Here is a 12,129-nt window from a genome sequence, read left to right on the forward strand (position 1 = left end):
GACGCGGGGTCATCATCGCTCGGACGACCAGGGAAAATTCAGATATTGGTCGCGCGTGTCATAACAAATGTTGCCGTACATTCTCAGATATTCGTCGCGGCGCCTGGCGTCGCGAAACACCGATGCGGGATCCGCGGTATCGGCCTCGTACTGAGCGAGATTTTCCGACGTCAGCGCCTTGGGCAGAATGTCCATCGCCTGTGGAATGCTCTTGCCTTCCAGCCAGTCGGCCGCATGCTGGCCCATGGCGTATCCGAAGATCGGCGAAGCAAGACTGACGCTCGCCTTGTAGGGGCCGGTTCGCTTGATCTCGGCAACGGCGGCCGGCTCACCGTCGATGCCGCCGAGAAACTGGTCATCTCGCGCCTTGCCGGCCTCGCGCAGCGCAGCCAGCGCGCCGAGCACGACGGTGTCGGCACCGAGCACGACGTCGACATCGGGATTCGCCAGCAGAATGGTGCGCATCATGGCTGCGCCGCCGGCCTCGTCGACCGTGAGTGGCGAGATGTCGGCAACCAGCACCGCGCCCGGAACGGATCGGAGCGCATCGCGCATCGCCGTAAAGCGCGGCGCCAGGAACTGCAGGCTGTCATGGGTCAGCAGCACGACCTTCGCCTTGCCTTTCAGACGGGTCTTGATGTACCGCGCCGCTTCGTCGCCGAGCACCTTGCCGGTCAGATATTGCGGAGCATTGAGGATCGTGGTGGCCGGCGGCGGTACCACCGTTCCGACATAGGCGCCTGACCAGATCACCTGCTGGAGCGCAGGCGCAAGGGACACGGGATCGACCGGGGCAGCGACGAGCGCGCCGATCTTCGCATCACGCAGTTCCTTGATCTGCTCGACCATGCGAAGCGGATCGTTGTCTGCCTGAGCCAGCCGGTAGGCGAGCCCGCGGTCCTTGGCCGCCAGCGCGAGGCCCTGCGCGACGCCTTGCATGAACTTCCGCTCATTGTCCTGAGCGAAGGCAAGCACCTTGCCGAGATCCGCCGGCGCGCTGCAGGATGGCCTGGTGGGATCGAACGCGGGCAGAACGACGGGCTTGGTCAGCCCGGGAGGGCCCTGCTGGGCCACCACGCTCTCAAGCGTCGGCAACAGCACGAGAACGCCCAGAAGCAATCGCCAGCCGCGCATCATCAGCCTTCCCGTGCAGCAGAAAATGCCAGACGCGCGACCGTCCCGGTGCCGCCCGCAACATATTCCACATCGCCGCCGATCGACCGCGCCATGGCATTGACGATGCGGGTCCCGAGCCCGGTGCCCTTGGCGGGACCGTCGGCGCGGCCGACGCCGTCGTCCTCGACGGAGAGCTCCGCCTTGTCGCCGGCCAGCCGCCGCAACCGCACGCGCACCTCGCCGGGCTTCTCGGGATAGGCGTATTTGAAGGCGTTGGTGACCCATTCGTTGACGATCACGCCGAGATTGATGCTCCAATCGGTCTTCAGCTTGAGCGGCTCGAGGTCGTAGCGGAGCGAAGCGACATGCCCTTGCCCGCGCATCGACGCCTCCACGTTCTCCAGCACGTTCGTAAGATATTCCTGCAGATCGACGAAGCGGGCATCGCCGCCGCTGTACAATCGCTTGTGCACGGAGGCGACCGCGAGAATTCTCGCCTCGGTCTCCTTCAGCGCGTCCTTGGATTCGCGGTCCGTGATCAGGTTGGATTGCAGCCGAACCAGCGAGGCGACCAGCGCGAGGCTGTTCGCCACGCGATGGTTGACTTCGGTCACCAGCAACTCGGCCCGATCGCGCGCCTCGGCCAGTTCCGCGGTGCGCCGGACGACGCGCTGCTCCAGCGTCAGGTTGAGCGCATTCAGTTCATTTCGCGCATGGGAAACTTCCCAGGCATAGCGAAACACCATGGCGGTGGCGCCTCCCACCACCAGCACGATGATCAGCCCGCCGATGATCGTCGCCAGGCGCAGCAACGTGGCGTTCCGCCGCTGGTCCTCGAGCAAGGTGTCCAAGCGGTCATCCGCGCCGCGAATGATGCTGGACAGAAAGAGGTTGGCCTCGTCCATCAGCGCCTTGCCCCGGTTGCTGCGAAAGACCGTCGCCGCCTCGCTATCCTGAAAATCGCGTTTGAGCCGGATCGAGCGGTCCATTTCGGCAAGCTTTTCCGGAATGATCTTCGAAAGCCGCCCGAGCATGGTGGCATTCTGGGCCGACGGCGGCAGCAGCTGGTTGAGGCGATCGAATTGCGCCAGCACCTCGGCCTTGGCGGCATCGTAGGGCGCGAGGTAGATCTCGTTGCCGCCGACGAGATAGCCTCGCTGGCTCGATTCGGCGCTCTGCAACGCATTCCGAAGTTCCACGGCCGACCCACGGGTGGAACGGGAACGGTTGCTCTGCTCGAAATAGGAACTCGCCTGCTCGGCCAGCCAGGCGGTGGACCCGATGATGCCCAAGAGGGTCAAAAAGCCGACCGTGAGCAAGACGATGCTCCATCCGATCACAAACCGGCTCGAAATGGGCATTGAGGCCAAAAAGCTCCAAAGCGGCGAGAGACAAAGTTGATCGGCTCAGCCAGACATCGTCAAGTAGCCGTGACCTGCCCAGCCTGCGATTGTTGCCCATCCATGACGGCCGGCCGATTGCGCCTGTCACGTCGTTCGCCGTCGTTCCCTGCGCATACCATCATGGGCGTGGCGCGATCGATGGCGTTGCGAATCATCCGGTCGGCCGGGTCGCTTCACCGCTCCAGCAGCCGGCGATCGCCACGTCGATCTACGGGCCCTCGGTAACATGGTCCGCTGGCGGCGTCGGCACCATCTGCCCATGCGTCTCAACGACGAATCGGATAGCGCGTGCCTTGCCGTCAATTCCAGCGTAGGCGGCCCAAACTATTGACGCGCCGAGGGCACTAGCCGCAACACCGGGTGCACGTGCTTTCCAGGCAGCGCCGGGCGTTGCGCCAGGAAACATTTCGCAACAAAATTTAACGCAAAACGCCCCGATTCTAGGTCACTTGTCGGTATGGCCCAGACACAACCACACATCCTTGTCGTCGAGGACGACCGCGAGACGCGAACGCTGATCGCGAAATATCTGCGCAACAATGCCTGCAACGTGACGACCGCGACCGACGGCCGCGAGATGACGCGGATCATGGGGGATCACCGCATCGACCTGCTGATCCTCGACGTGATGCTGCCCGGCGAGGACGGCCTGACCCTGTGCCGCAAGCTGCGCGCGGAATCGCAAGTGCCGATCATCATGCTGACCGCGCGCGGCGAGGACGTCGATCGCATTCTCGGCCTCGAGATGGGCGCCGACGACTATCTGCCGAAGCCGTTCAATCCGCGCGAACTGCTGGCCCGCATCAACGCGGTGCTGCGCCGTCAGGCGGCGGCGATGACCGCGAGCGCCACCGAAGGCGCCACCGCGCTGAGCTTCCTCGGCTGGAAGATCGACTTCCGGCTGCGCGAACTGCGCAACCCCGAAGGCGCGCGCGTCGCGATGACCAGCGCCGAGTTCGACCTGCTGCGCACGTTCTGCGAACGGCCGGGCCGCGTGCTGTCACGCGACAGCCTGCTCGACCTCACGCAAGGCCGCAGCGCCGGCTCGTTCGAACGCTCCATCGACGTCCTGGTCAGCCGCATCCGCCGCAAGATCGAACCCGATCCGCAGGAGGCCACAATGATCAAGACCGTGCGTTCCGGCGGCTACATGTTCACGCCCGTCGTCGAGGTGGTGACGGCGCCGCAGAGCCATTGACCGGTCTGATCGGATGGCGGTGTCATGATGTCGTTCGGTTTTCTCAACCTGAAGGGGATCCGCGGCCAGATCACCGCACTGGTCGCCATTTCGATCGTGGCGCTCCACGCCATCATCACGGCGACCTTCCTGATCTACCGCGCCGAGCAGCCTCCGGGCGAGAACGAGGCCGGTCCGTTCCAGTTGGCGGCCGTGGTCCACGTTCTCGGGCGCGCGCCTGCAGGCGAGCGGCCCCGCCTGATGGTCGACATCGCGCGCGCCTACCCCGAATTCGACATCAAGGCCCATTCCGGCCCCTTGCCGGCCGGACCAGGACGGCCGGTCGAGCCGGGTGCCGGATCAACCAGCGACGCGCCGCGCCCCGGCGATCCAGGTGTCGAAGCGCGCGGCGTCTCCGAGCCCGGACCTTTCGGACCCGCAGGCTTTCGAGGTCTGGGCCCCGGCTATCAGGTCTTCATGTTGCCGCCGGAATCAGGCGCGCGCCGGGTTGTCGTCGCCCTCCCCGACGGCGACATGATCTCGGCCAAGGCGCCGGATCGGCCGCGCCGGCCGCCGTTCTGGGGGGCGCCCTGGCTGACCACGATCATGTTCGCGCTGATCAGCATGACTCTGCTGGGCCTCTGGGCCGCACGGGCGCTGACGGCGCCGCTCTCGAGCTTCGCCAAGGCCGCCGAGAACTTCAGCCTCGACGGCGAGGGACCCGCCCTGCCCGAGCGTGGCCCTGAAGAAATCCGCTCCCTCGCACGGGCGCTGAACCGGATGCGGCAGCGGATCACCGCGCTGATCAACGACCGGACCAAGATGCTCGCGGCCATCAGCCACGACCTGCGCACGCCGTTGACCCGCATGCGGCTGCGCTGCGAGTTCGTCGAGGACGAATTGCAGCGCAGCCGCATGCTGGCCGATCTCGACCAGATGCATACGATGCTCGGCTCGGTGCTGTCGTTCCTGCGCAACGGCCGCCAGCTCGAACCGATGACGCTGGTCGATCTCGCCAGCATCCTGCAGCTCATCGCCGACCAGTTCGCCGATGTCGGGCACAACGTCAGCTATGCGGGTCCAGCGCATGCCATGGCCACCGTCAGGCCGGACGATCTGATGCGCTCGGTCACCAACCTGGTCGAGAACGCCGCGAAGTATGGAACGGAGAGCGTCATACGGCTGACTGTCTCCAGAAACGGAGTGACGATCGACGTCGAGGACAACGGGCCCGGCATCAGCGACGCACTCAAGCCGGACATGCTGGAGCCGTTTGTGCGGGGAGATCACGCCCGCAACATGGACGAGGCCACCGGCTTCGGGCTTGGCCTGTCGATCGCCAAGGCGATCATTCAGGCCCATGGCGGCGAGCTGTCGCTGCACGACCGCAAGCCGTGCGGCCTGATCGCCCGCATCCAGCTGCCGCTCGGCCAGAACAGCCTGCGTCCCGCAGCCTGACGCGCGAACGCGCCCGAAAACCTTCGGGCGCGTCGCGTCGAGACGATCAGCTATGCGTCGAGACGATCAGCTATGCCGAGTAGCCGTTACTCCGAGTAGCTGAACTCGGGCATCGTCTTCAGCTGATCCTTGGTCGCGTTGATCATCGCGTGGTCGGGATACCAGCGGCTCTTGGTCGAGCTCATCGAGGACGACGACGAGGTGCCGGTGGCCGCGCCGGTCGTGGTGGTCGAGGCCGGAGGCGTGGTCGCCGACGTGCTGGTGCCCGAAGCCGAAGCGTTCGCGGCGGTGGTCGACTGCACCGGCTGATCCGAGAACTTCACCTGGTCGAACGAGACCGCAACGAGGTGCTCACCCATGCCGAGGAAGCCGCCGACGCCGATCACGACGCCCTTGATCGCGCCGGTCTTGTCCACCAGCAGGTCGTCGATCGAGCCGACGTTCTCGTTGTTGTTGTTGTAGACCTTGACGCCGACCAGCTTGGAGCTGCGCCAGTTGCCCTGATACGTCGACGCGTCGGCGCGGGTCGTGGTGGTCGAAGTGGTGCTCTCGGCCGCGAAAGCCGCCGTCGCGAGCAGCAGCGAGCCGGCGAGGCCGGCCGCAACAGTCTTCTTCATCATGGTGTGTCTCCTCTCAGTGAATGGTCACGGGAGAACTGCAACGGACCGTCGGCGTTCCCAAGGGAACCACGATTTCGTCATGATGCGCGACATTAGCGACAAGTGGCCTCAGGGAGAGCGGCAATGTCGGTTTGTGACGGTTCTGTCGACATGCGCCGCTGTTGCAACAACGGCAACGGCCTGGCGTCCGCGCTCAATGCGAGTTGCTCGCATCGATCGCGGAACGATTCTGAGCTCGATTGCGCCGGGGTTCTGGAATTAACTACGCCGCCAGCGCGCTATCCTCATCGACGGCCTCGGCATAGAACGCGATCGTCTCGTAGCGATAGTCGCAGAGGCGGCAATGCCAGAGATAGGCGACGCGACGGCCGTCCTGCTCGACCCAGGACGGCAGCGCGATCGGCTCGGCGCATTGGGCGCAGGGATTGTTGCGGGGCAGGTCCAGGACGCGTAGCTCGGATTGCGCAGTATCGACGTCGCGACGTTGGATGTCGGTTGCCTTGACGGCCATGACGCGCTCCCTCTCCGTTCAGATTTTTTTGAATGAGTCAGGCTTGCTGTCGAACTGACCGGATCATGATAGGCGCATGCCGATCGAATTGCACGCGCCGGGATGCCGCGCGACATCCGACCTCACGGCGACGGAACCAACATGTTTGATTCAATTGCCGTCGATGGCAACCGCAGGTTCCGCGGTGCGGCGGGCGCCGGGCTTGCGCAGGTGGATGGTAGCGATGCCGTCCGAATACACTTTCTGCCAGCCGTCGACGTGATCGAGCAGCCGGGTCGCCGCGCTCTGCGTCCGCAGCAAGGTCGCCTCGATGTCGTAGTCCTTCAGCAGCCGGAATAGATTGTCCGGTTCCATCAGGCCCGAGGCGGCGTTGTGATCGACGAAGAACGTCTCGCCGTAGAGTTCGGTGCGGCCGTCGATGAACGGCGCGACGCCGGTCGAGATCAGATAGCCGCCGAAATCATAGTCGTTGAGGACCCGCGTCAGATTGAGCTTCTTGAGCTCGGTCACGGCTGCGACCGGCGTGCCGCGCATGTTCGGCGCGTAGTCGAGAATCGACAGGGATGCGAGGGTGCCGGCGCCCAGCGCGACCATGACGACGGATGCCAGCGAGGCACGCGCCCCTGCCGCCGGCAGCGGCGCGGTGCCGAACTGGCGCGCCAGCGGCGCCGCGATCACCAGGGGGCCGACCAGCGCGAGCAGTTCGGCGGCGCGCGCCTGCGCCAGCGCCAAATGCAGCAGGCCGAGCAGCATCAGGATTCGCACCGCCGGCAGCTCGAGGCCATGGACCAGGGCGAAGCCGATCGCGAGCAGCAGGCAGATCTCGAACGGGCCGAAGCCCTGGAAATCGGTCGCCTTCCATTCCACGATCAGCGGCAGCGCCTGCCCGAGCGAGAGGATCTTCTGCGCGGCCAGCAGCGCATTCCAGCCATAGGGCGTACAGCAGCTTGCCGCCAGCGCGAGCGCGGCGAACATGGCCCAGCGCAAGGCGAGGCCACGGCGGGCCGCGGCCTCCGCGTTGACCAGCGCGTCGAGCGCCGCGGGCGCGATGAAGAACAGGCCGAACACGAAGCCGCCATGCAGATTGGCCCACAGCGCGATCAGCAACGCCAGCGCCGCCGGCGGCGCCTCCTTGCGGTCGGCAGCCCGGATCAGCCCCGCGATCCAGGCCACCAGGATCGGAAATGCCAGCACATGCGGCCGCGCCAGGAGATGCGGCAGGCACAACAGGAAGGCCGCGACCACGAACAGCAACGTCGTGCTGTCGCGCAGATGCCGGCGCAAGGCACGCGCGAACAGCGCGAAGCCCAGCGCGATCGCGGCGGCTGCCAGCACCACCGGCCCGCTCCAGCCTGCGAGCCCGTAGGCCGCGGCATAGGCGACCTGCGCGAGCCATTGCGTCGAGATCCACGGCGCGCCGCGCATGGTGAAGGAATAGACGTCGACCGTGGGCACCGCGCGGTGGTCGATGATCCACTGCCCGACCGTGATCTGCCACAGCGTGTCGGGGTCGTTGAGCAGCCGGTTGCCGGCGACCAGCAGCAGCGCATAGACGCCGGCCCCGACCCACAGCGGCAGCAGCGCACGCCCTGGCGGGGCAATCGCTTCGGTGTGAGTGACGGAGAGCGTCATCGCGGCGTGGTCCTGGCTCGAAACTGCGCCAGCCAAGCAGGTGCGCCATAACTCGAGGTAAACCGGCGCCCCCGGGCGGGAGCCGCCAGGCCCGTTTCGCCCCATTATTGCCACATTATCGCCCGGCGTTCGTACCAATTACGGTGTGCAAGATGTAAACGCATGCCGGGGGGCTGCCTGGCATGCGCATGGTTGGCGGGGATCCTGACACATGAAACGTCTCGTGCTGACGGCCTGCATCGCAGGCCTTGCAATGGCCGGTCACGTACCGTTCGCCATGGCTGCCGAGGATGTGAGCACCGCATCGGACAACACGGCCAAGCCGAAGGGTGGCAAGGCCGCCGCCAAGGGCGGCACGCCGCTCAAGCTGGCTCATGCCCGCTCTGATGGCACCAAGGTCCTGGCCGCGCACAGCGCCGTCACCAAGGCTGCCCGCGAGGTCGAGGCGATCGAGGCCGTGAGCGGCGCCGACGCCTCGCAGCCGATGGATGCCAGTGCCGCCGCGCCGGCGGACGCCGATGCGGCCGTGCCGGCCGAGGCGCCCGCCGTCGAGCCCCGCGACGCCGAGCGCAAGGCGGCCGATGCCAAGCCCAAGCATATGGACACCGGCCATCCGCACATCGACGCGCTGGTCGCGGTCCACGCCGCCGCCAACAACGTTCCCGAAGCGCTGATCCACCGCGTGATCGTGCGCGAGAGCAAGTACCAGAAGGATCTGGTCGGCCGCTGCGGCTGCATCGGGCTGATGCAGATCAAGCTCGGCACCGCGCGTGGCCTCGGCTATGGCGGCGACGCGGCCGGCCTGCACGATCCCAACACCAACCTCACCTATGGCGTGCGCTACCTCGCCGGCGCCTACCGCGCCGCCCGCGGCGACCACGACCGCGCGGTGGCCTATTTCGCCAAGGGCTATTACGAGGAGGCCAAGCGGCAGCGCATGGCCGACGCGCGACCTGCCGGCCGGCCGGAGCGCGCGAGCGCCCCGCTCGACATCACGCCGAAGATTGCAACCACTCGCCACGCGCGGGCGCATTGATCGCGATTGGTTCCTATTCGTCCGCGACGGTCTTTCCATGACACTCCGTTGACACTTGAGCATATCGGTCTATTTTAAAGGCGTTCCGAGGGGAGCTCCGAGGGGAGCTGAGATACCGCAGCGATGTGCGGTGACCCTTTGAACCTGATCCGGGTCATGCCGGCGAAGGGACAGGGATGCAGCAGACGAGCACGACGCGCGGGGATCGCCCCGTATCCATCATTGGTGCTGGCATTGCCGGCGCCTGGCAGGCACTGCTGTTCGCGCGGGCCGGCCATGCCGTGACCTTGCACGAGCGCAGCGACGAGAGCCTGGTGCTCTCCACCAGCCATTGGGCCGGCGGCATGCTCGCGCCCTATTGCGAGAGCGAGGTCTCCGAGCCGCTGATCAGCCGGCTCGGCCTGAAATCGCTCGACATCTGGCGGCGCGAATTGCCGGACACGCCGTTCAACGGCTCGCTGGTCATCGCCCATGCGCGCGACCGCGCCGACTACGACCGCTTCGCCCGCCGCACCTCCGACTATCAGCGCCTGGATACGGCCGCGCTCGCCGCGCTCGAGCCGTCGCTGGAGGGCCGCTTCCGCGAAGGCCTGTTCTATCCGGCCGAGGGCCATGTCGAGCCGCGCCGCGTGCTGCCGAAGCTGCACCAGCGCATCGTCGAGGCCGGCGGCCGGGTGCTGTTCAACAGCCATGTCACGGCGGATGATCTCGACGGCCTCGTCATCGACTGCCGCGGCCTCGAAGCGCGCGACACCGAGCCGGAGCTGCGCGGCGTCAAGGGCGAGATGATCCTGATCGAGACCGCGGAGGTCAGTCTCGCGCGCCCGGTGCGGCTGATGCATCCGCGCTTTCCGCTGTATCTGATCCCGCGCGAGGACAATCTGTTCATGCTGGGCGCGACCTCGCTCGAAGCCGAGGACACCGGCGTCAGCTTGCGCTCGGCGCTGGAGCTGCTGGGCGCCGCCTATTCCGTGCATCCGGCGTTCGGCGAGGCGCGCATCCTCGAATTCGGCTCCGGCCTGCGGCCGGCCTATCCCGACAATCTGCCGCGCATCACGGTCAAGGGCCAGCGCGAAATCCGCGTCAACGGCCTCTACCGCCACGGCTTCCTGATCGCGCCTGCGTTGGCGCAGGCAACCTTGAACTACGTCGAGCGCGGCCAGATCGACAATGAGGTGATGCGATGCGCGTGACCGTCAACGGCGAGGCGCGCGACATCAGCGCCACCAGCGTCGCCGCGCTGCTGTCCGAGCTCGACTACGAGGGCACGCATTTTGCGATCGCGCTGAACTACGACGTCGTGCCGAAGAGCCGCTGGTCCGAGACTGAGCTCAAAGCCGGCGACGAGATCGAGATCATCACCCCCCGGCAGGGAGGGTGATGATGCTGATGCCGATGGGATGCGCGCAGGCACGTCAAACTCCGCTGTCGTCCCCGCGAACGCGGGGACCCATGACCACCGGCTGGTGTGTTGAAGCACGATCTCTCCCACCCGGATCCCACGCGAGATCACGCGGTATGGGTCCCGGCGTTCGCCGGGACGACGTGGGGAGAGAAGTCGCGCCCCACCCACAATCGTCATCCCCGCGCAGGCGGGGATCCAGTACGCCGCGGCCTCTCGGCCTAACAAGACCGCCTCTGGAATACTGGATCCCCGCTTTCGCGGGGATGACAGCGTCCCTTGCGGCGACCACCGTCCGACATGACGGAGACAATCCATGCTGAAATTCTACGACAAGACCGTCTCCTCCCGCCTCCTCATCGGCACCGCGCTGTATCCATCGCCCGTGATCATGCAGGACGCGATCCGCGCCTCCGGGGCCGAGATCGTCACGGTGTCGCTGCGGCGTGAAGCGGCCGGCGGCAAATCCGGCGATGCGTTCTGGAAGCTGATCAACGCGCTCGGTGTCACGGTGCTGCCGAACACCGCCGGCTGCCGCAGCGTGCGCGAGGCGGTGACGACTGCGAAGCTCGCGCGCGAATTGTTCGGCACCAGCTGGATCAAGCTCGAAGTGATCGGCGACAACGACACGCTGCAGCCCGACGTCATCGGCCTGGTGGAAGCCGCGACCATCCTGATCAAGGACGGGTTCGAGGTCTTCCCCTATTGCACCGAGGACCTGACGGTCGCCACGCGGCTGGTCGATGCCGGCTGCAAGGTGGTGATGCCCTGGGCGGCGCCGATCGGCTCGGCCAAAGGCATCATCAACCGCGACGCCCTGAGGCTGTTGCGCGACCGCCTGCCCGACATCACCCTCGTCGTCGATGCCGGCCTCGGCGCGCCCAGCCACGCGGCGGAAGCGCTCGAACTCGGCTACGACGCCGTGCTGCTCAACACCGCCATCGCCAAGGCCGCCGATCCGGTCGCGATGGCGCGCGCCTTCCGGCTCGGCTGCGAGGCCGGCCGCGCCGCCTACGAGGCCGGGCTGATGGACGCCCGCGATTTCGCCTCGCCCTCCACCCCTGTCGTTGGGACACCGTTCTGGCATGCCGTATCCTGATCGCTTCTATCCGGTCGTCGATTCCCTCGCGTGGGTGGAGCGCCTGACCAAGCTCGGCGTCGGCACGGTGCAGCTGCGCGCCAAGGACCTCAACGACGGCGAGGCGCTGCAGATCGTCACCGACGCGCTGGAGATCACCAGGGGTACCGCGACCAAACTGATCGTCAACGACTACTGGCGCGCGGCGATCGTTGCCGGTGCTGCGCACGTCCATCTCGGCCAGGAGGATCTCGCCGAGGCCGACGTCGCCGCGATCAAGGAGGCCGGCCTAACGCTCGGCCTCTCGACGCATGACGACGCCGAACTGGAGACCGCGCTCGCCGCCAAGCCCGACTATGTCGCACTCGGCCCGATCTTCCCGACCACCCTGAAGGCGATGCGCTTCGCGCCGCAGGGCATCGCCAGGATCGGCGAGTGGAAGAAGCGTGTCGGCAACATCCCGCTGGTCGCCATCGGCGGCATCAAGCTGGAGCAGGCCGCCGAGATCTTCAAAGCCGGCGCCGACTCGATCGCGGTGGTCTCCGACGTCACCCAGAACGCCGATCCCGACGCCCGCGTCCGCGCCTGGCTCGATGCGACCAAGGAGCCGGCATAATGCGCGCCACATTTGCGAATGCGTCTGAGAGTTTTTCTACGAAAACGCCGCGAGGGCGGTGCTCCCCCTCCCCCTTGCGG

At 66.5% G+C, this 12,129-nt stretch carries 12 protein-coding genes and 1 riboswitch; of the genes, 7 read left to right on the top strand and 5 right to left on the bottom strand.

The features are described from left to right. Positions 1-12: 12 nt before the first annotated feature. On the bottom strand, positions 13-1,134 hold the full coding sequence (locus ACQR1B_RS16955) for a sugar ABC transporter substrate-binding protein (RefSeq protein ID WP_434874909.1): 1,122 nt from the start codon (positions 1,132-1,134) through the stop codon (positions 13-15). 2 nt (positions 1,135-1,136) lie between these two features. Continuing rightward, positions 1,137-2,435 (bottom strand): CHASE3 domain-containing protein, encoded by a 1,299-nt coding sequence (locus ACQR1B_RS16960; RefSeq protein ID WP_434834587.1) that lies wholly within the window; start codon positions 2,433-2,435, stop codon positions 1,137-1,139. A 541-nt stretch (positions 2,436-2,976) separates the two neighbouring features. Here ACQR1B_RS16960 and ACQR1B_RS16965 point away from each other — a divergent pair. After that, the gene (locus ACQR1B_RS16965; protein WP_009025786.1) at positions 2,977-3,717 is read left to right on the top strand and encodes a response regulator; all 741 of its coding nucleotides are present in this window, start codon (positions 2,977-2,979) and stop codon (positions 3,715-3,717) included. 24 nt (positions 3,718-3,741) lie between these two features. After that, entirely contained in the window at positions 3,742-5,154 is a 1,413-nt protein-coding gene (locus tag ACQR1B_RS16970) for an ATP-binding protein (protein WP_434834586.1), read from the top strand. Between the two features lie 86 nt (positions 5,155-5,240). Here ACQR1B_RS16970 and ACQR1B_RS16975 read toward each other — a convergent pair whose 3' ends face one another. From ACQR1B_RS16975 to ACQR1B_RS16985, 3 genes are all read right to left on the bottom strand, one after another. Continuing rightward, positions 5,241-5,774 (bottom strand): PRC-barrel domain-containing protein, encoded by a 534-nt coding sequence (locus ACQR1B_RS16975; protein WP_434834585.1) that lies wholly within the window; start codon positions 5,772-5,774, stop codon positions 5,241-5,243. A gap of 262 nt (positions 5,775-6,036) precedes the next feature. Beyond that, positions 6,037-6,285 (bottom strand): hypothetical protein, encoded by a 249-nt coding sequence (locus ACQR1B_RS16980; RefSeq protein ID WP_434834584.1) that lies wholly within the window; start codon positions 6,283-6,285, stop codon positions 6,037-6,039. Positions 6,286-6,435: 150 nt separating this feature from the next. Then, positions 6,436-7,917, bottom strand: a complete 1,482-nt coding sequence (locus ACQR1B_RS16985; RefSeq protein ID WP_434834583.1) for a hypothetical protein — start codon at positions 7,915-7,917, stop codon at positions 6,436-6,438. A 211-nt stretch (positions 7,918-8,128) separates the two neighbouring features. Here ACQR1B_RS16985 and ACQR1B_RS16990 point away from each other — a divergent pair, with 211 nt between their 5' ends. The 5 genes from ACQR1B_RS16990 to ACQR1B_RS17010 all read left to right on the top strand — a co-directional run bounded on the left by ACQR1B_RS16990 (position 8,129) and on the right by ACQR1B_RS17010 (position 12,049). Continuing rightward, entirely contained in the window at positions 8,129-8,953 is an 825-nt protein-coding gene (locus ACQR1B_RS16990; protein WP_434834582.1) for a transglycosylase SLT domain-containing protein, read from the top strand. Between the two features lie 78 nt (positions 8,954-9,031). Then, positions 9,032-9,142: riboswitch (TPP riboswitch) on the top strand. Then, complete coding sequence (locus ACQR1B_RS16995; RefSeq protein WP_434834581.1) at positions 9,130-10,146, top strand: FAD-dependent oxidoreductase; 1,017 nt, start codon at positions 9,130-9,132, stop codon at positions 10,144-10,146. It overlaps the preceding riboswitch by 13 nt. Beyond that, positions 10,137-10,334, top strand: a complete 198-nt coding sequence (thiS, locus tag ACQR1B_RS17000) for a sulfur carrier protein ThiS (RefSeq protein WP_434834580.1) — start codon at positions 10,137-10,139, stop codon at positions 10,332-10,334. The genes ACQR1B_RS16995 and thiS overlap by 10 nt, the downstream gene beginning before the upstream one ends. A gap of 337 nt (positions 10,335-10,671) precedes the next feature. After that, positions 10,672-11,454 (top strand): thiazole synthase, encoded by a 783-nt coding sequence (locus tag ACQR1B_RS17005; protein WP_434834579.1) that lies wholly within the window; start codon positions 10,672-10,674, stop codon positions 11,452-11,454. Next, positions 11,441-12,049 (top strand): thiamine phosphate synthase, encoded by a 609-nt coding sequence (locus ACQR1B_RS17010; protein WP_434834578.1) that lies wholly within the window; start codon positions 11,441-11,443, stop codon positions 12,047-12,049. The genes ACQR1B_RS17005 and ACQR1B_RS17010 overlap by 14 nt, the downstream gene beginning before the upstream one ends. Positions 12,050-12,129 lie beyond the last annotated feature (80 nt).

The sequence above is a fragment of the Bradyrhizobium oligotrophicum genome (assembly GCF_051168495.1).
Lineage (GTDB): Bacteria > Pseudomonadota > Alphaproteobacteria > Rhizobiales > Xanthobacteraceae > Bradyrhizobium > Bradyrhizobium oligotrophicum_A.